General features: G+C 36.1%; 11 protein-coding genes. 3 read left to right on the top strand and 8 right to left on the bottom strand.

Going from position 1 to position 20,436, the window contains the following annotated elements; all coding sequences use genetic code 11:
- Positions 1-7 precede the first annotated feature (7 nt).
- Complete coding sequence (locus QLS97_RS06375) at positions 8-604, bottom strand: GNAT family N-acetyltransferase (protein WP_282715110.1); 597 nt, start codon at positions 602-604, stop codon at positions 8-10.
- A gap of 277 nt (positions 605-881) precedes the next feature.
- On the opposite strand from QLS97_RS06375, the gene QLS97_RS06370 reads away from it, so the two are divergent.
- Complete coding sequence (locus tag QLS97_RS06370) at positions 882-3,722, top strand: M16 family metallopeptidase (protein WP_282715108.1); 2,841 nt, start codon at positions 882-884, stop codon at positions 3,720-3,722.
- A 192-nt stretch (positions 3,723-3,914) separates the two neighbouring features.
- On the opposite strand, the gene QLS97_RS06365 is transcribed toward QLS97_RS06370, so the two are convergent.
- Positions 3,915-4,274: a hypothetical protein gene (locus QLS97_RS06365; RefSeq protein ID WP_282715106.1), complete on the bottom strand. Its 360-nt coding sequence runs from the start codon at positions 4,272-4,274 to the stop codon at positions 3,915-3,917.
- 18 nt (positions 4,275-4,292) lie between these two features.
- Positions 4,293-5,471: an AIR synthase related protein gene (locus QLS97_RS06360; RefSeq protein ID WP_282715104.1), complete on the bottom strand. Its 1,179-nt coding sequence runs from the start codon at positions 5,469-5,471 to the stop codon at positions 4,293-4,295.
- A gap of 383 nt (positions 5,472-5,854) precedes the next feature.
- Here QLS97_RS06360 and QLS97_RS06355 point away from each other — a divergent pair, with 383 nt between their 5' ends.
- Complete coding sequence (locus tag QLS97_RS06355) at positions 5,855-6,136, top strand: DUF4242 domain-containing protein (protein WP_282715102.1); 282 nt, start codon at positions 5,855-5,857, stop codon at positions 6,134-6,136.
- A 100-nt stretch (positions 6,137-6,236) separates the two neighbouring features.
- On the opposite strand, the gene QLS97_RS06350 is transcribed toward QLS97_RS06355, so the two are convergent.
- Both QLS97_RS06350 and QLS97_RS06345 read right to left on the bottom strand, forming a co-directional pair.
- Positions 6,237-7,079 carry an OmpA family protein gene (locus tag QLS97_RS06350; RefSeq protein WP_282715100.1) on the bottom strand — a complete coding sequence of 281 codons (843 nt, stop codon included), beginning with the start codon at positions 7,077-7,079 and terminating at the stop codon, positions 6,237-6,239.
- 111 nt (positions 7,080-7,190) lie between these two features.
- Positions 7,191-9,380, bottom strand: a complete 2,190-nt coding sequence (locus QLS97_RS06345; protein ID WP_282715098.1) for a glutamine synthetase III family protein — start codon at positions 9,378-9,380, stop codon at positions 7,191-7,193.
- Positions 9,381-9,673: 293 nt separating this feature from the next.
- On the opposite strand from QLS97_RS06345, the gene QLS97_RS06340 reads away from it, so the two are divergent.
- A complete protein-coding gene (locus QLS97_RS06340; protein ID WP_282715097.1) occupies positions 9,674-10,621 on the top strand; it encodes a TerC family protein in 948 nt (315 codons plus the stop codon).
- Positions 10,622-10,690: 69 nt separating this feature from the next.
- Here QLS97_RS06340 and QLS97_RS06335 read toward each other — a convergent pair whose 3' ends face one another.
- From QLS97_RS06335 to QLS97_RS06325, 3 genes are all read right to left on the bottom strand, one after another.
- Positions 10,691-11,191 carry a hypothetical protein gene (locus QLS97_RS06335; protein WP_282715095.1) on the bottom strand — a complete coding sequence of 167 codons (501 nt, stop codon included), beginning with the start codon at positions 11,189-11,191 and terminating at the stop codon, positions 10,691-10,693.
- A gap of 426 nt (positions 11,192-11,617) precedes the next feature.
- Positions 11,618-13,876, bottom strand: a complete 2,259-nt coding sequence (locus tag QLS97_RS06330) for a T9SS type A sorting domain-containing protein (RefSeq protein ID WP_282715085.1) — start codon at positions 13,874-13,876, stop codon at positions 11,618-11,620.
- 668 nt (positions 13,877-14,544) lie between these two features.
- Positions 14,545-20,274: a T9SS type A sorting domain-containing protein gene (locus QLS97_RS06325; protein WP_282715083.1), complete on the bottom strand. Its 5,730-nt coding sequence runs from the start codon at positions 20,272-20,274 to the stop codon at positions 14,545-14,547.
- Between the last annotated feature and the right edge of the window lie 162 nt (positions 20,275-20,436).

The raw sequence follows: 20,436 nt of genomic DNA, 5'->3' as shown, positions 1-20,436 counted from the left end.
TTATGCGCTATAATCTACTTTTTAGATTCTCTTTAACTTCATCCAACCATTCATTTTTCAAGATACTTAATATAATACTGTCACGTCGAGCATCACTTCCCAGAGTTGGCATGTGATTGCGCAACACTCCTTCTACTTTACAACCGATGCTTTTCATAGCCGCAATACTTCGTTCGTTATTATTGTCAGCGCGAAACTCAACGCGTTCTATTCCTAAAGTTTCGAATGCAAATTGCAATAGTAAAAATTTACAATGCTTATTTAGTCCCGTACCTCTAAAATTTTTACCGTACCAAGTATACCCCAATTGAAGTGTTTTGAATTCTAAATTAATATCGTAAAAACGAGTACTTCCAGCATATTTTCCTGATTTTTTATCGAAAACTATAAAGGGAAATTCGGTTCCGTTATCTCTGGCTTTTAGCGCAATTTGAATGTATTTTTTTAGATTTTCTTTTCCATTTGCCTGAACTAGAGAATACTTCCAAGTATCAGGTTCATTAATGGAAAATTCCAATAAGTTTTCAACATCCGATTCCTGCAATGGGCGCAGTAAAACCGTTTCGTCTTCTAAAATGGTATTTTGGGATAAAGCTATGTTCATATTTATATTCATTAGTGCGTAAAAATCTAAATCCTTAAGGTTATTTTATTTATAGAAATGATTCATACGATTCTAATCCTTCTTATTCAAATAGTAAAATCGAAATTTACAGCGATGAATGACATCAAATCAGGTCGTAAATTTACTATAAATATTGAAATTTAACTTCTAACAATTTTGAGATTAATTATTTTTATTTTCTTAATTTCGTTATCGGTAGCAAAAAAATAGTTGAACTAAATAAATAACTACGAACTCCAATTTTAAAAATAAAACAATGAAATCAATCCAGTTTTTAATCCTTCCTTTCATTCTTTTTACGGCATTCAATTCTTATTCTCAAAATCAAAGTAAAACGGATAAATCAAAAGAGTTTAAAGTAGCATTTGAACAGTTCACCCTAGAAAACGGACTGCATGTAATATTGCATATTGATCGATCTGACCCAGTTGTTGCTGTTGCTTTGACCAGCCATGTGGGATCTGCGAGAGAAAAAGTGGGTCGTACCGGGTTTGCGCATTTATTCGAACATTTGCTTTTCTTGGAATCTGAAAACTTGGGCAAAGGAGGACTTGATAAAATGAGTGCTCGTATTGGTGGGGCTGGTGCCAATGGTTCTACAAGCAGGGATCGCACTAATTATTTTCAGACGGTTCCTAAAGATGCATTAGAAAAAATGATTTGGGCCGAAGCCGATAAATTAGGATATTTCATCAACACAGTAACCGAACCAGTTTTAGCCAAAGAAAAACAGGTCGTTAAAAATGAGAAAAGACAGAGTTATGACAACAGACCTTATGGACACAATTTTTCTGTAATCTCTAAAAGTTTATACCCGGCAACGCATCCGTACAGTTGGGAAGTTATTGGTTCCTTGGAAGATTTACAAAATGCCACACTAGAAGATGTAAAAAGTTTCTACAACCGCTGGTATGTACCAAATAATGTTACCCTAACTATTGCCGGAGATTTCGATGTCAAACAAACCAAAGCATGGGTCGAAAAATATTTTGGAGAAATAAAACGTGGGGAAGCAATTCCTAAAATGGAAAAACAGTCTGTAACATTGACCGAAACTAAAAAACTATATTATGAAGATAATTTTGCCAAGTTACCGCAACTCACACTGACATGGCCTTCGGTTTACGAATACCATCCTGATAGTTATGCTTTGGAAGTTTTGGCCAGTTATCTGTCAAAAGGTAAAAAAGCACCTTTATACAAAACCCTTGTTGAAGACAAAAAATTAACGGATGCCGCTGATGTTTTCCAATACAATTCAGAAATTGCGGGTCAATACATGCTAAGTGTTACTGCTTTTGAAAAAACAAATTTGAATGACGTAATGAATGGCATAAACGAAGCTTTTAAAAACTTTGAAGCCGAAGGAATTTCACAACAGGATTTAAATCGAATTAAAGCAGGACAAGAAACTGCTTTTTACACGAATTTATCCAGTGTATTAGGAAAAGGATTTCAACTGGCGCAGTATGAAATTTTTGCAGGAACTCCGGATTATATTAATCAAGATGTAAAAAATATTCTAGCCGTAACTATTGAAGATGTAATGCGTGTGTATCAAAAATACATCAAAGGAAAGCATTTTGTTGCCACTAGTTTTGTTCCAAAAGGAGAGGCAAATTTAATCTTAGAAGGTTCAGCATTAGCCTCGGTTGTTGAGGAAAAAATCATCGAAGGAAAAGAAGATTCATTTGATGCCAGTATTGCAGCAACGTATGAAAAAACACCTTCAAAATTTGATCGAACTATTGAACCCGCTTATGGAGAAAGCCCTGATGTGATATTACCATCGGTGTGGAAAAGTAAGTTATCATCCGGTTTAAACGTTTTAGGTATCGAAAACCACGAAGTGCCTCTTGTTCAATTTCAATTGCAAATTAAAGGCGGAATGTTACTTGAAGAAACTAATAAAATAGGTGTTTCGAATATGCTGGCGGAACTGATGACAAAAGGGACCAAAAACAAAACTCCGGAGCAACTGGAAAATGCTATTGAGAGTCTTGGAGCAACCATTAGAGCCTATGCAACTGATGAATCCATTTTTATTTCAGGAAATACCCTGGCTAAGAATTACAATGCAACTATAGCATTAGTTCAAGAAATAATAGTACAACCTCGTTGGGATACCAAGGAATTTGATTTGATTAAACAAAGTACTTTAAGCCAAATTACACAACAGAAAGCAGATCCAAATAGTATTGCCAGAAATGAATTCAAAAAATTAATTTATGGAAAAGAATCGATTTTATCAAACAATCGCATCGGTACCGAAAACTCTGTAAACAGCATTACTATTGATGATTTGAAAAATTATTATACTGAAAATAGTTCCCCATCTGTTGCTGATTTTCAAATTGTTGGTGCTATTTCAAAAACGGATGTGACTCATTCATTAGCGACTTTAAATAAAAACTGGGAGGCTAAAAAAGTTACCATTCCTAAAATAGCAACTACAAATACAGCAGCGTCATCTAAAATTTATTTTTATGATGTTCCAGGTGCAAAACAATCGGTTATCCGAATTGGTTATCCTGCTCTTGCCGCTACTGATACAGATTTTTATCCAGTCCAAATCATGAATTATCGTTTGGGTGGTGGTGGTTTCGCCTCCCAATTAACTCAGGAATTACGTGAAGGAAAAGGATATACGTATGGTATCAATTCTTCCTTTAATGGTTCCACTAATAAAGGTCCATTTACTGTTTCCAGTGGTGTACGTTCTAATGTAACATTTGAATCCATTAGTTTGATAAAAGAAATTATGGAGCAATATGGAAAAAACTTCAACGAGAATGATCTTGAAGTGACTAAAGGCTATCTTATCAAAAGTAACGCGAGAGCATTTGAAACACTTTCGGCTAAACTGGAAATGCTGTATGATATCAGCAACTATAACTACTCCGATGATTACGCGAAAAAACAAGAAAGCATTGTAAAAAACAGCACTATTGGAGCCATAAAAAAGCTTTCGGATATCTATTTGAATACTGATAAAATGATCTATTTAGTGGTAGGCGATGCTGAAACGCAATTGAAAAAGCTAGAGCAGATTGGTTTTGGAGCGCCAATTCTTTTGAATAAACCGGCGATAAAATAAACGCTGATTTAATATTCCGGGTTATAAATCACTGATCTTCATTAGCCCAGATCGAAGTGAAAATCCCGGACTGCAAAAAAATAATTTTTCTTGTCCTGAAAGAGCGACCAACGGAAGCTCCTTTCAGGATTTAGAAAAATATTTTTTTTAAGGGAGGATTGTAACGGAGCGCTGGATTAGCTCCTAAAAATACTATTCACTCATTTCGTCATAACGCTCCGGAACTTGCGGATCATACAACGGACATTTGAATTCTTCCATTATATTCACTAAAGTATCCATTGTCTTTCCTTCAGTACCATAACAATCAATTTTTATGCTTTGGGGAGTCGTTCTGATGTGAAAAGCCCCCACACCAGTGTTGTTTTTCCAACTGCTATCGTCTACTTTTTCCCATTTTGAGAATACGGAAGCGATTCTATTCAAGATAACTTGAACAGGGAGTTCCTCTAGACCTTTAATTTCGGCCTGTTCTTCAATAATAGCTTCATAAACTTCGTGATGGTTGAGATAAATTCCCTCTAGATATTTCCAAAAAAGCAATTCGTACATAGTATTTTGTTTTACTTTTTAATATTCGAAAGTCCCGTATTCACTGGTAATAGTCAGTTTTTTTGAAGTAGCAGCTTCTACTCTACCCACGATTTGTGCATCAACATTAAATGATTTTGAAATCTTAATAATATCTTGGGCAACTGCTTCCGGAACATAAATTTCCATACGGTGCCCACAATTGAATACTTGGTACATTTCTTTCCAATCCGTTTTCGATTGTTCTTGAATTAACTGAAACAATGGTGGAACCGGAAATAAATTGTCTTTTATAATGTGCAGGTTTTCTACAAAATGTAAAATTTTAGTTTGTGCTCCTCCACTGCAATGCACCATTCCGTGAATTTCATTAGAAGAATATTGGTCTAAAATTTTCTTGATGATTGGCGCATAGGTTCTTGTTGGCGAAAGCACTAATTGTCCAGCGTCGATTGGGGAGTTTTCAACTGCATCTGTCAAATTTACTTGTCCGGAATAGATTAATTCTTCAGGAACAGCGGCATCAAAACTCTCCGGATATTTGGTTGCCAAATACTTCCCAAAAACATCATGACGCGCCGATGTTAATCCGTTGCTTCCCATCCCGCCATTATAGCTTTTCTCGTAAGTAGCCTGACCAAAAGAAGCCAATCCCACAATTACGTCACCGGCTTTAATATTGGCATTATCAATAACTTTAGAACGTTTCATGCGAGCTGTAACTGTTGAATCTACAATAATAGTTCGAACAATATCGCCCACATCTGCTGTTTCTCCACCTGTAGAATGTATGGTCACCCCAAAAGAGTCCAGTTCTTTAATCAGTTCTTCGGTTCCATTGATGATCGCTGAAATTACTTCGGCGGTGATCAAATTTTTATTTCTTCCAATGGTAGATGAAAGCAAGATATTATCAGTTGCTCCTACACACAATAAATCGTCAATATTCATGATTAAAGCATCTTGAGCAATGCCTTTCCAAACGGAAATATCTCCTGTTTCTTTCCAATACATGTAAGCCAAAGAGGATTTAGTTCCTGCTCCATCAGCATGCATAATAAGGCAATACTCTTCGTCTTGAGTTAGATAATCCGGGACAATTTTGCAGAAAGCTTGTGGAAATAATCCTTTATCAATGTTTTTTATGGCATTATGAACATCTTCTTTGGATGCCGAAACACCGCGAAGCGCATATCTTTTTGAAGTATCTGAACTCATGTAGTATAGTTGTGAAGCCTGTTTTTATGCAGGTAGTTGTGTGGCAAAGATAATTATTTTTTTGGGTTTTGCCTATGGGGTTTTCAAGTGTTTCGTTAAATCTACAATCTGTCTGCAAAGTATAGTTTTATTTCATTAAATTTGCTATAATGTTTTAACTGTCAGATTATTATATATAAAAATCAAGATCTAAATACTGGTTATTTTAATTGGTATTATCCTAAATTCATATTGATTCTAATTGACGTTCATCACTAAATCACCTTATAGTTTAACAAATTTTAAACCATGAATAAAACTTAGAAAAGTGGAAACCAGCGACCACTATAAAAAACGGGGCCTTGCCGAAAAGCCATACGAGTAGGAAATTAAAACAAAACATCATGCCTAAATATGTAATTGAAAGAGAGATTCCTGGTGCCGGTAAATTAAGCGCCGAACAATTGAAAACTATTTCGCAAACTTCTTGCGGAGTATTGGGTAAAATGGGACCGCAAATACAGTGGATTAACAGCCAGGTAACTGCTGACAAAATTTATTGTACTTATATTGCACCCAACGAAGAAATGATTCGTGAACATGCGAAATTAGGCGGGTTTCCTGCAAATTCTATCAATCGAGTATCAACAATCATTGATCCGACAACTGCAGAAGAAACCGTTTAGCAAGCTGAAATTAAATACATTTAACTTCAAAAGAAATGCCTTTCCAAAACGGAAAGGCATTTTCTATAAAAAACGTTTGTTATTATGTTACAGCATTATACTATTTTTTTACGACTAGAATTTCTACTCTTCTGTTAGCAATTCGTTCTGCTTCATTTTTTTCTGGCAACGCATATATAGGCCTGCTGCTCCCAAATCCTTTATGACCCAATCTTGAGGTAGCAATTCCGTTTCTTATTAAATAATCAAATACAAATTTTGATCTTCTGTAGGAAAGTTTTACGTCATTTGGATTCTCATTACAACAAATATGTCCGTATATATAAATTTTTAATTGAGGATTCATTTTTAAAACCTGAAGAAGATCGGAAAGAATTGGTTCTGACTCGATAATTATTTTTTCTGAATTAAAATAAAAATTTAAATTTTCGAGCTTTATTAAATCTCCTACTTTAGCTTTATTAACTTTTTCAATTAGAGAAATATTCTTTTTCGTTTCATTAACAGAACCTTCTTTGACTTGGTCCTTTTCAAAAACCAAATTCTCATTATCTGTTTTTTTGTTAATGGAAATTTTATCTTGATAATAAACTAAAACTTTTCGGTTATCGCTTTGATTTTTTAATTGTTGAAAGTCTTCTCCCAAACCGTATAATTCAAGTTTTTCACTCAGATGAACTTTATTAAATTCTAAAAGTGCGAGTACATTATTAGCTCTTCTAAAAGACAGTTCCTTGTTGTAGGAATTAGAATCTATACTGTCACAAAAACCTTGGATTTTTAAAATCTCTTTACCTTTTGAATGTTCTAACCATTTACAAAAATCGTGTTGTGATTTTTCATTAATTATATCTTGGTTAAAATCAAAAAACAAAGCCAATTTATCTTGTGCGGACAAAGCCATTATATTAAAAAACAAAATCAAAAAGAGTCTTATTTTCATGTAAAACGATTGATTATTATTTTAAAATAACGCACAAATAAAAAAAATAGTATAAAAAAACCCGATAGGTTTTGAATCCTATCGGGTCTGGTATTTTAGAGATTTTTATGTTTATTTTGTAAACAACAATTCTCTGTATTTAGTCAATGTCCAAAGCTCATTGTCAACTAATAATTCTAGCTTATCACAGTGCTCACGAATTACTTCAAAATATGGTTTTACTGAATCACAATATGCTTCCGCCATTGCTTGGGCATCAGTCAAAACATTTGCTTTCTTTCTTTCGTTTGTCATCGCTTCCACTTTAGAATTGATTCCTTCGATATGACCAGAAATCTCTCTGATTAAGATGATTTGCTCTTTGGCAATCGATTCAAATTCAGCTCCAAAAATATCTTTCAATCCTTTAACATTTTCAATTAAAGTATTTTGGTAACGAATCGCAGTAGGAATTACGTGATTTTTAGAAATATCACCTAAAACTCTACCTTCAATTTGAATTTTCTTAGTGTACTCTTCCAATTCAATTTCGTAACGCGCTTCAACCTCGATATGATTCATGATATTCAACTCAGAAAACAAATCCAAAGCTTGTTTAGAAGCTCTTGCTTTTAATGCTTGCGGCGTTGTTTTGAAGTTGCTTAAACCTCTTTTTCCTGCTTCAATTTCCCAAGCATCGCTGTAACCATCTCCTTCGAAAAGAATATTTTTAGAAACTTTGATATATTCTCTCAATACATTGAAGATTGCATCATCTTTCTTCATGTCTTTAGATTCAATCAAGCTATCCACTTCTTTTTTGAAATCTCTCAATTGTTTTGCTACAATGGCATTCAAAGTAGTCATTGCATTTGAACAGTTTGCAGTAGAACCAACGGCTCTGAACTCAAATTTATTTCCTGTAAAGGCAAATGGTGAAGTTCTGTTTCTGTCTGTATTATCCAAAAGTACATCTGGAATTTTACCTACTACATTTAATTTTAAATCTGTTTTTTCTTCTGGAGATAATTTTCCTGGAGTTACACCTTCTAATTCAGCTAAAACTTTTGTCAATTGTTCCCCAATAAACACAGAGATAATTGCCGGTGGCGCTTCATTTGCACCTAATCTATGATCATTACTTGCAGAAGCAATAGCTCCTCTCAATAATGCTTCATAATCATTAACCGCTTTGATTGTGTTGATAAAGAAAGTCAAAAATTGTAAGTTGCTCATTGGTGTTTTACTTGGACTTAACAAGTTAACTCCAGTATCAGTTGCCAATGACCAGTTGTTGTGTTTTCCTGAACCATTTACTCCTTTGAACGGTTTTTCATGGAATAATACTTTTAAATCATGACGTTCCGCCACTTTTTGCATTACATCCATCAACAAACAGTTGTGGTCAACCGCTAAGTTTGTTTCTTCAAAAATAGGAGCCAATTCAAATTGATTTGGAGCTACTTCATTATGACGCGTTTTAACCGGAATTCCTAACAACATACATTCTTGCTCTAAATCTCTCATGTACGTTAATGCACGAGTTGGAATAGAACCAAAATAATGGTCATCTAATTGTTGTCCTTTTGCAGAAGTATGTCCAAGCAAAGTTCTTCCTGTCATCATAAGGTCAGGGCGAGAATCTGCCAATGATCTGTCGATCAAGAAATATTCTTGCTCCCATCCTAAGGTTGCTGTAACTTTTTTGACATTTTTATCAAAATATTTACACACTTCAGTAGCTGCGTCGTCCATAACGGTCAAAGCTCTCAATAAAGGTGTTTTATAATCTAAAGCTTCTCCTGTGTAAGAAATAAAAACTGTTGGAATACATAATGTGGTTCCAAAAATAAACGCTGGAGAAGTTGGATCCCAAGCTGTATATCCTCTTGCTTCAAATGTGTTTCTAATTCCACCATTTGGGAAACTAGATGCATCTGGTTCTTGTTGTACTAATTGAGCACCACCAAATTTTTCTACCGGATCGCTACCATCATATGAAGTTTCAAAGAAAGCATCATGCTTTTCAGCTGTAGTTCCTGTAAGTGGTTGAAACCAGTGTGTATAATGAGTTACTCCTTTTGACAGAGCCCACTCTTTCATACCCATTGCAATATAATCAGCTAATTTTCTGTCTATTTTAGTTCCATGCTGAACAGCACCTTGTACTCCTTTAAAAGCATCTGAAGTCAAATATTGCTTCATTGCTTTATCATTAAACACATTCGAACCAAAAATAGTTGATTTCCTATCGGTTTCTTCAAATTGAACAGGCTTTCTGTTTGATGCTTCTCTCAAAGCTTGAAAACGTAATGTTGACATAAAAAATTATTTTATAGATTAAACCCCTAATATTTCGATGCAAATATAATTTAATTATTACTTTTATAAAATTTTGCCTCTCACTTTTATGGGTAAATGACCTAAATTTATCAAATTCTCAAAAAAGACATCTAATTATAACAACATAATAATTTTAGATACTATATTTTTTTTTACTCCTATTTTCATTAAAAAAATTTGAACACCATTTACTACATAAAAACTTTAGATTAAATATTTATGGAAGTTAAAAATTCATAAAGTATCTTTGCACAACTTTAAAAATTACACTTATGATTGTCTGGATTTCTTTTTTAACAGCTGTTTTAATTTTTCTTGCACTCGATTTAGGAGTTTTCAATAAAACACCACATATTATAAGTTCAAAAGAGGCTGGTAAATGGACTGCTATATGGGTTACATTATCTTTTATGTTTTCTGGAGTAGTCTACTGGCTTTACACCACAGATTATATTGCAAATCCAGATACTTTGAAACCTGCAGATGCGTCAATAAAATTTATCACAGGCTATTTAATAGAATTATCCCTTAGTATAGATAATATTTTTGTCATCGCTATTATTTTCTCTGCCTTTAAAATCCCTCAAAAATATCAGCATCGCGTATTATTTTGGGGAATATTAGGTGCCATCGTTTTTAGAGGTTTAATGATTTATTTTGGTGTTTTGCTTATTAACAAATTTTCATGGATGACCTATATTTTTGGAGGTTTTCTAATATACACTGCCATGAAAATGTTGTTTAGCGGTGAAGATGAAAAATTTGAACCTAAAAAATCAGTAATCTATAAGACTCTTAAAAAAGTGATGCCTATCTCCAATCACATCGACGGAGAACATTTCTTTGTAAAAAGAAGACATATTACAGCTGCTACACCCCTTTTTGTAGCACTTATAGTTATTGAAGTAATGGATGTCGTATTTGCGATAGACAGTGTTCCTGCAATTTTAGCCATAACAAGTGATCCTTTTTTAGTTTTTAGTTCGAATATCTTTGCCATTTTAGGATTACGCTCTATGTATTTCTTTCTTGCCCATATGCTTGATAAATTTGCTCATTTAGAATACAGTCTTATTGCTATTTTGACTTTTGTAGGTATTAAAATGCTGCTTCATGATTATATTAAATTACCAGAATGGGTGTCACTGGCTTTTATAGCCGTTTCGCTTATAGCAGGAATTATTGCATCTCTAAGAAAGAGCAGCAAAGAAATGGTATAATCATAAAAAGTACAATAAATAAAAAAAGGAAATCTCACGATTTCCTTTTTTATTTATGAAAAGTATGCTTTACAAATCAATTTTTTTAATCTCACCTTTAGTAACACTTAATGCTGACATGACTGCATCTATATTGTTTTTATTGACTGTAGTTGCAAAATTAGCTGGTATAATTGCAATTCTAAAAGTTTGGTCTTGTGTCCAACTTGATGGCAATGTAGTAAGGCTAAAATTAGCGGAAAGAAAAATATTAACATTATATCTTGTGTAATCAAAATTGAAATCTAATTCTCCACCATCACTAAAATAATACGTTTGAGGCATTAGTTTCCAAATGTCTTCACCATTTACTGTATCGTATAAGTGATACACTAAAACTACATCCGAGGAATAAATTGGCGGATCAAAAGTAACCAATCTACTGTAGTTATTATTAGAATTAAATGAAGTTGTAACTTCAAACACTTCACTAATGGTATCATTATCCACAGTATCGTTTATTTCGGTTACTTCGCAACTTTGTAGTGTCATCATCCCGATGAAAACTAAAAATAAGGTAATTTTTTTCATTAGTTATAGCTTTATAATTTATATTGAAAAACTGTATCCATTAATTGTGCCAAAGTTTATTTTTAAAAATAATGTACTTTAAAAAAACCAAAAAAAGAACTTCAATTATATGATAATGCTAGGTTGCACGACATAAGGCAGGATTAAGGAGCAACATAATATTTTTTTTGGAATTAGTAATTTGATTCTACTTATGAAATATTTTTGGCTTTAAGCCAAAGGAAAATTTCGTATCGATGTTCTGAAATGCTGAACAACCCGTTTAAAGAAAAATATTCATTAAAAATTGCAAAATCTGCGAGTTTCTTAAAAAGAAAAGGAAATACATATTAAGTATTTGAAACTGGATAAAATAATCGATTTATAAAAGCATAAAAAAAGCATCTGCAAAAACAGATGCTTTTTGATTAAAATTAGTTTTAAAAACTATCGGGAAGAAATTACTTTTTTAATACTGCTTCCACGATTAGTAGTCACTTTTACAACATATACTTGGTCTCTTCCTCTATTCAATTTAAGATCAAGCGTAACTTCTTTATTCAAATAACCATTAGTATCGGCTTTAGAAAGCACTGAAATACCTTGTGAATCAAACACCTCGATTTTCACATCAGAAACGTAGTCAAAATTGTATCTTATGGTGAGTTGGTCTTTGAAAGGAACAGGATAAGTAGTAAACCCTGCGGCTTCAGTTTTTGCTTCTATAGGCGCAACCACATCGGTAGTTCTAGCAGCTTGTTTTGTTATTGGTGGACAAATGTTTGTATCAGAACAGCCATTGACTGAAACACTAACTTGGTAGCCCGATCCTGCCGGAATATTACCAAATGTAGCATCATTAGCATTTGGGGCAATATAAGTTGATGGCGCTGCGGTAAGTCCTGTAATATCTACAATATCATCTCCATTTTTATCTGTTATTGTATAAGTAGCTCCACTGACAACATTAGTAATAGTAATACTGAAAGTGTTTTCATTACAAGTTGGCGCAGTATAAGTGACATCTGGTTCTACTGGTGTTGCATTTACTGTAACCGTAACTTCACTTGTTGAAGCAACACAAGAAGGGGTCTGGTTACTGGTTACTGTCAATATAAAAGTTACCGAACCCACTCCATCTACATGCACTACTGGAGTAGCCGTAGTACCATCACTTTTTACAGAGCCTACAGCTGTACCTGTTGCTGATCCTGTCTTAACAGTCCATAGTGCAGTTCCGTTAGTAAAACTTCCACTCAAGCTGAAATCATTTCCTCCTGCTTCTGGACACTGTGCCGATGGAGCATTACCCGCTGACGCAGTTGTTGATAAATTAATAGAAACTGTCTGAGAGCAAACACTTGCCACTCCATTTCTAGTCACTGTTGAAGTAATTTCAAAACTCCCACCGGGCGTAAAATCAGTGCCGGATGGTACAACAGTTACTGATGAACTTGTTGTGGATCCACTAAAAGTTGCTCCCGCAGCATTACTAGTAAAAGCCCATGAATACGTTACCGGGCTGCCATTTGGGTTAAGGATAGTCGAATTAAAAACTAAGTTCGCCACTTCTGGACAAGCGGTTAATGGCCCTGAAACAGAACATCGTGGAGGACTTACCACAGCCGCAGCCGCAAGCGATCTATCCTGATTACCACCATCACCATCAAGTGAAATAAGACGTGTATGATATGGTGAACCTGAAACCCCCGTAGCACCATTACCAATTCCCCAGTCATATTCAGCAGCAATATGACCAGCCCATGCCATTACTACTGTAGAATTAGTAGTGGTAAACGTGATTTTTAATCTTGTTGATGATTGCGCAGCGGTTAAATCTCCTTGACTTTCATAACTAATTCCAGTAATAGTTCCGTTATATATAGTCATTAATTTTTTTGCTGCTGCCAAAGCATTAAAACTGCTTGTAGGAATATCAGGAACAGGTGAATTTAGAGAACTAGGAGCTGGAATTTCAAACGTATTGGGCGCTGCCAAACCAAATATCCCTACAGTTGGATCTATTACTTCTTGTGAATGCCCGAAGGTTGCAAAATGAGATCCTGTTGGATTATCTATATTGTCATAGTGTGTTATATAATCAAGTGCATTTTTTCCGGAATGTTTTATATCCCATTCAATTATCAGATCATGAGATCCTGACACAAGATTATTCATTACAATACGATAAGGTATAGACCATCCTTCAGCGTAATGCGCTTGTGTAGCATTTGCATTTCCATTTACCCAGTTACCTGAACTAAGAGGAGATGATTTCGATCCATTTCTAATCTGGTCTATATTGGCCGTCTGCGGCTTCACAGCGTTAGATCCAGAACCTCTTATAGCATCAAACATAAAAGCCTGCTTAATGGTATTTTGCTGTGCGTATATATCGTATGGGTGAGAGACTTTGTTAATACGAGCAGATGCATCAGTAAAGGCAATTGCCCCTCTTAAAAGCGAAGTTTGACTAGTAGATCTATTTTGCGCCCAAGAAGTAATCCCTATTAGAAATAACAGAAACATTGTAAAAAAATACAGTGGTCTAATAATTAATTTACCCAATCGATCTCGGTAATCAATTGGAATTCCAACATTAATTTTAAAAAAACTTAATGTAGAAACCATGTTTCTCGATAAAAAGCAAAATATGTTTTTGCTCGATAAAGCTCCGAAAAACTGCTGAAGTGTATTATTTTTCATGATATTGTAATTTTACTCCATAGTTGTTAAAAAATAGGAAACTAGTAGAATTGGGATAGAAAAAATCATATAAAACAAAATACCTCCATAAAAATTTATGAAGTACACCATCATCAAAAGAATATTTTATTTTGGGGGAATAAACTACCTTTTATTAACCAAATTGGGGCTTTAAAAGAAACTTAAAAACCTTAATTTCAAATTAATAAATAAGTTAAAAAAAGAGCAAATAGAAAGCTTTTCGATTGAAGCGATAAAACTTCCCGTATTAAAAACACCTTCAAAAAAATTGAAGAACTCCTTCGTCAAAAGAATATTTAATTGTGGGAAACAATAATAAAAATCCTTTTTTACCAGTAAACTATTTTGGAAAAACAGCTTAAAAATAGTTCAAAAAATAAATTATTTATTTGCTATATTAAAGTTAATCAATGAATTAGAACCTTATTAAAAAGCGAAAAGCAAATCTGATGAAAAGCAAATATATTCGATAAAAAACCTATTGAATAAGAAAAATAGTATGTTTAAAAACAATCTATTTTTTAATTTAAAACACTGAAAATCAATCATTTAAAACAATAAAAAACCTCGAAAGCAAAACTTTCGAGGTTTAATTATATATACTGATCCTTCTCTATATTTTATAGGATCAGATGACTATTTGCAACCTATTTTGAAGAAATCACTTTTTTCACACTACTTCCTCTATTGGTAGTTACTTTTACAACATACACTTCAGATCTATCTACATAAGAATTAAGATTTAGTGTAACTTCTTTGTTCATGTAACTATTATTATCCATTTTTGAAAGTACTGAAACTCCTTGTGAATTAAGTACATCAATTTTCACATCAGATACATAATCAAATTTATATTTGATTGTAAGCTCATCTTTGAAAGGAACTGGATAGGCATCAAAGCTTGCAGTTTCAATTGTTCTTTCTATCGGTGCAGTTGTATTGATAGTAGTTGGACATTTTGGAACGTCATACCCTATAAATATTCTACAACCATCAAAAGCATTATTGATTTTATCGACAACATCAGCAATACTGGTAAGTGATACTCCATTTGTATTTCCTCCTCCTAAAGCTTTATTTGCCAAATCAAACAGTCCTTGTACCGTTTTATCTCCTTCAATGGCCGCTAAAACATTGGCATCTATTGAGTAGTATTGGTAATCATTAGTCACACTGGTCAAATTACCATTGATATCATAATTACATGTACGCTCTTTAGGAATATCTGAACCACAACCACCTTCAGCAGCAGCAGTTACCAAAATACCTCCTTCTAATACAAAATCACTAAGAGCTCCATTTATACCTATATTAAGTCCTAACGCGATAGTTTGAGCTAATAAAGTATTATTGATAGTCCCTTTTTTAGACAAATAACTACTAGGCAATGCGCTAATTGAGTAACTACCTGATAACACATAACTGCTTCCACCTCCAGGTAAAACGCTTATTATAGCTTCTCTATCAGAAAGTGTATTTGTAATTATCACAGTATTTCCTAATGAACCTATTGTCATTGTTCCTCCATAAGATGCCAAAGCTCTTTCTATAAGCTCTAGAGTGGTGTATTTATCAAAACCACTTTCATCATTTGGGGCACATGACATACCTCCAAGATTACCGTAATACCCTTGTGTGTAAGTACATAAAGCTTTTTCACAAGCTTCAGTCGCTACATCTACACTATTGCTTGAGCCTGGACAGTTGGTTGGAGCAACACCTGTAGAAACTACATTGTAGTTTGTTCCTGCATTAAGATTAATCCATGAAAGAGCGCCACCTGTACCAGCTTGTGGAGCCTGTACTGGGGTAATACCAATTCTTAATTGATAACTTACTCCTAATTCAGAAGTAGTTGAACTTACTGTCCCTGTTCCAGGTGCAGAAGCACAGATAGTACTTCCAGTCAATACAAGAGCAATAGGGGTTGGATTAATGTTTACCGTAGCAATGCTCTCATCAGCAACGCACGGAGCGGTAGCCGATAATGAATATCTAAACGTACTCGTAGTAGCACCTGTTGGTACAAAAGTACCCGCTGCCGCATTAAAAGTACCTCCGGTTCCAGTTAAACGGGTCCATGTTCCGCCTGCATCCTCTCCTGTAATCAAAGAATAAAGGTTGATAGATGCAATACTGCTGTCACAAACTGTTGTATTACCATCGGTTCCTGCATCAGGTTGATTGTTCACATTAACAGTAGCGATGCTTTCATCGGCAACACAAGGTGCGGTAGCCGATAATGAATATCTAAACGTACTCGTAGTAGCGCCTGTTGGTACAAACGTACCTGCCGCCGCATTAAAAGTACCTCCGGTTCCTGTTAAACGGGTCCATGTTCCGCCTGCATCCTCTCCTGTTATCAAACTAAATAAGTCAATTGATGCAATACTGCTGTCACAAACTGTTGTATTTCCATCAGTTCCTGCATCGGGTTGATTGTTCACATTAACAGTAGCGATACTCTCATCGCCAACACAAGGAGCAGTAGCCGATAATGAATATCTAAACGTACTCGTAGTAGCACCTGTAGGTACAAACGTACCCGCTGCCGCATTAAAAGTACCTCCGGTTCCTGTTAAACGGGTCCATGTTCCGCCTGCATCTTCTCCTGTGATCAAACTAAACAAGTCAATTGATGCAATACTGCTGTCACAAACTGTTGTATTACCATCGGTTCCTGCATCAGGTTGATTATTCACATTAACAGTAGCGATGCTTTCATCAGCAACGCACGGAGCGGTAGCCGATAATGAATATCTAAACGTACTGGTAGTAGCGCCTGTTGGTACAAACGTACCCGCTGCCGCATTAAAAGTACCTCCGGTTCCAGTTAAACGGGTCCACGTTCCGCCTGCATCCTCTCCAGTAATCAAAGAATAAAGGTTGATAGATGCAATACTGCTGTCACAAACTGTTGTATTACCATCGGTTCCTGCATCGGGTTGATTGTTTACATTAACAGTAGCAATGCTCTCATCGCCAACACAAGGAGCTGTAGCCGATAATGAATATCTAAACGTACTCGTAGTAGCGCCTGTTGGTACAAACGTACCCGCTGCCGCATTAAAAGTACCTCCGGTTCCTGTTAAACGGGTCCATGTTCCGCCTGCATCTTCTCCTGTGATCAAACTAAACAAGTCAATTGATGCAATACTGCTATCACAAACTGTTGTATTACCATCGGTTCCTGCATCAGGTTGATTGTTCACATTAACAGTAGCAATGCTCTCATCAGCAACGCACGGAGCGGTAGCCGATAATGAATATCTAAACGTACTGGTAGTAGCGCCTGTTGGTACAAACGTACCCGCTGCTGCATTAAAAGTACCTCCGGTTCCAGTTAAACGGGTCCATGTTCCGCCAGCATCCTCTCCAGTAATCAAAGAATAAAGATTGATAGATGCAATACTAATGTCACAAACTGTTGTATTACCATCGGTTCCTGCATCGGGTTGATTGTTTACATTAACAGTAGCAACGCTCTCATCGCCAACACAAGGAGCAGTAGCCGATAATGAATATCTAAACGTACTGGTAGTAGCACCTGTAGGTACAAACGTACCCGCTGCCGCATTAAAAGTACCTCCGGTTCCAGTCAAACGGGTCCATGTTCCGCCTGCATCTTCTCCTGTGATCAAACTAAACAAGTCAATTGATGCAATACTGCTATCACAAACTGTTGTATTACCATCGGTTCCTGCATCAGGTTGATTGTTCACATTAACAGTAGCAATGCTCTCATCAGCAACGCACGGAGCGGTAGCCGATAATGAATATCTAAACGTACTCGTAGTAGCGCCTGTTGGTACAAACGTACCCGCTGCCGCATTAAAAGTACCTCCGGTTCCAGTTAAACGGGTCCATGTTCCGCCAGCATCCTCTCCAGTAATCAAAGAATAAAGGTTGATAGATGCAATACTGCTGTCACAAACTGTTGTATTACCATCGGTTCCTGCATCAGGTTGATTGTTCACATTAACTGTAGCGATGCTCTCATCGGCAACACATGGTGCGGTAGCCGATAATGAATATCTAAACGTACTCGTAGTAGCGCCTGTTGGTACAAACGTACCTGCTGCCGCATTAAAAGTACCTCCGGTTCCTGTCAAACGGGTCCATGTTCCGCCTGCATCTTCTCCTGTGATCAAACTAAACAAGTCAATTGATGCAATACTGCTGTCACAAACTGTTGTATTACCATCGGTTCCTGCATCAGGTTGATTATTCACATTAACAGTAGCGATGCTTTCATCGGCAACACAAGGTGCGGTAGCCGATAATGAATATCTAAACGTACTGGTAGTAGCGCCTGTTGGTACAAAAGTACCCGCTGCCGCATTAAAAGTACCTCCGGTTCCTGTTAAACGTGTCCATGTTCCTCCTGCATCTTCTCCTGTAATCAAAGAATAAAGGTCTATCGATGCAATACTACTGTCACAAACTGTCGTATTACCGTCAGTTCCTGCATCAGGTTGATTGTTCACATTAACTGTAGCGATGCTCTCATCGGCAACACAAGGAGCGGTAGCTGATAACAAATATTTAAACGTACTGGTAGTAGCGCCTGTAGGTACAAATGTACCTGCCGCTGCATTAAAAGTACCACCGGTTCCAGTTAAACGGGTCCATGTTCCGCCTGCATCCTCTCCTGTAATCAAAGAATAAAGATTGATAGATGCAATACTGCTGTCACAAACTGTCGTATTACCATCGGTTCCTGCATCAGGTTGATTGTTCACGGTTACAATCAACGATGCTGTCCCATAACAACCTGGATTCGTTACGCTTTCACTACGAGCATAAATAGTCATAGTTTCAGATGGTATATAAGTTGTTGGATTAGTTATTTCATCTGCGACTTCGTAATCATCATCCGTGTAATAGCGAATTACGCCACCAGATGGAGTAGTACTTGCCCCTTCAGTCAAGTCAACTTGTAAACCTGAACAAGTAGTCTTAGGAGTAACTGTTACAACTGGTGGGGTTCCAGTATTCCCAAATAAGAAAGGACCTGCAAAATCTTTCAGCTCACTGCCAAAAGCAGTACTATCGGTTGGACCACCACCACTACTTCGGGTTTTAACCAATAAACTACCCAATATATTGCTACATGGATCTTGTGACCCACGTGCATCCAATCCAAAAGCAGTAAGATTAATTCCTATTTCAACAAACTGTAAGGCTTGATAGTGAGTTACCGCATCCGGTGTAGAACCTTCAAAGGTTCCCCAAGGTGGGCCCAGTGTGCTGTCATTATCATTGACTCTACCCCAGATAGCCGTTGTTCCTACATTAGGCAAAATAACACCATAACCATAAGTGATTCCGTTCACAGTACTTCCTGTTCCACTTTCAAAAGTTCCAGGATCTACTGTAAAAGGACGACCGCTGATAGGTAAATTATTAAAATTATTAAAAACGGTTTCGTCCATCCATACCCTGATTCTAACTTGAGGTGAGGTTCCCCCGTTAGTATAATCTACAGAAACAATAATGGTTCCGGGAATTGCAACAGATCCGTCAGGATTAAAAGTCCAGGCAGTTCGACCTCCGTCGGGACCAGTAGCCCCAGGAACAGATAAGTCTGCAGCTTCGTCTAATGCAGTACGGAAGAACTCAAAATCGACATGCTTGTTACCATTGGTAACCACTAAAGAAGCTCCCGCGTATGCCCAAAGTGTAGTAAAGGGTCTTGGGTCAGTATTCCCTGGCGGTGTAAATGGGATTCTAGGACCTTCTCCTCTTAAATGTGCATACACATCAATAAGGTCATCTTTTTGAGGAACACTTCCAGAAGTTCCAATAGACCAAGTAGATGGATTATCGGAATTCTTATCCCCAGAACCTGCAAAATAGGATTTTTCAGCACTACCCCCTTTTACATAGTTATCCCTGCCATAAACGGCATCCAACCACAAATAATCAACAACGACTCCTAAATCATTAACGCCAGGAACAAGAGGATAAGGATAAGGAGAATTAAGAGTTGTTATGGATTGTCTGAATGAAAAGGCTTCATTGGGAGTTGCTGGAATTGGGTCAGTTTGTTTTATCACTCCCCGACCGTTGCCCGGATATGTACTGTTAAACCAGTCATCAGTATTCGAAGGACCAGCAAGATTACCAAATTGTAGCAGGTTAGCATAGGCATCCCCATCAATACCAAAACCGGCTTTGACAGTTGCTCCACCTACAAGCTGCCCATAAATAGGAGCTTGACCAAATACTAAAAGCAGTAAAGTGGCATAAAAAAAGAGCTTTTTAGCAAACGCACTCGTCCAAAAAAAGCTCGAAAAACCTGCGTTGAAGCGCCAGGAAAAAGTGCAACAATAATCTTGTACACTTTTTATCGTATAAAATATAAATTTTTTCATAATAATTTGGTTTTAAGACCATATTATTAATAAGAAAGCGCATGTAGAAGTGGGGTTTTCGAAGAGTTGAAAAGGTCCTGTTCCATAGATAGAGAGTAGTTTAATACCATAAATTAGAAAAAAAAGGAAGTTACAGACTGGGGCTAAAAATTACTGAGCTAC

The sequence above is a fragment of the Flavobacterium yafengii genome (genome assembly GCF_030010375.1).
Taxonomy (GTDB): domain Bacteria; phylum Bacteroidota; class Bacteroidia; order Flavobacteriales; family Flavobacteriaceae; genus Flavobacterium; species Flavobacterium yafengii.
The sequence above is the reverse complement of the archived record's forward strand: the minus strand, read 5'-3'. Positions and strand labels throughout refer to the sequence as shown.

Excerpts from the sequence above, each read along its gene's own strand:
- QLS97_RS06375 (WP_282715110.1), bottom strand. The coding sequence starts at position 604 with ATGAACATAGCTTTATCCCAAAATACCATTTTAGAAGACGAAACGGTT.
- QLS97_RS06370 (WP_282715108.1), top strand. The coding sequence starts at position 882 with ATGAAATCAATCCAGTTTTTAATCCTTCCTTTCATTCTTTTTACGGCA.
- QLS97_RS06365 (WP_282715106.1), bottom strand. The coding sequence starts at position 4,274 with ATGTACGAATTGCTTTTTTGGAAATATCTAGAGGGAATTTATCTCAAC.
- QLS97_RS06360 (WP_282715104.1), bottom strand. The coding sequence starts at position 5,471 with ATGAGTTCAGATACTTCAAAAAGATATGCGCTTCGCGGTGTTTCGGCA.
- QLS97_RS06355 (WP_282715102.1), top strand. The coding sequence starts at position 5,855 with ATGCCTAAATATGTAATTGAAAGAGAGATTCCTGGTGCCGGTAAATTA.
- QLS97_RS06350 (WP_282715100.1), bottom strand. The coding sequence starts at position 7,079 with ATGAAAATAAGACTCTTTTTGATTTTGTTTTTTAATATAATGGCTTTG.
- QLS97_RS06345 (WP_282715098.1), bottom strand. The coding sequence starts at position 9,380 with ATGTCAACATTACGTTTTCAAGCTTTGAGAGAAGCATCAAACAGAAAG.
- QLS97_RS06340 (WP_282715097.1), top strand. The coding sequence starts at position 9,674 with ATGATTGTCTGGATTTCTTTTTTAACAGCTGTTTTAATTTTTCTTGCA.
- QLS97_RS06335 (WP_282715095.1), bottom strand. The coding sequence starts at position 11,191 with ATGAAAAAAATTACCTTATTTTTAGTTTTCATCGGGATGATGACACTA.
- QLS97_RS06330 (WP_282715085.1), bottom strand. The coding sequence starts at position 13,876 with ATGAAAAATAATACACTTCAGCAGTTTTTCGGAGCTTTATCGAGCAAA.
- QLS97_RS06325 (WP_282715083.1), bottom strand. The coding sequence starts at position 20,274 with ATGAAAAAATTTATATTTTATACGATAAAAAGTGTACAAGATTATTGT.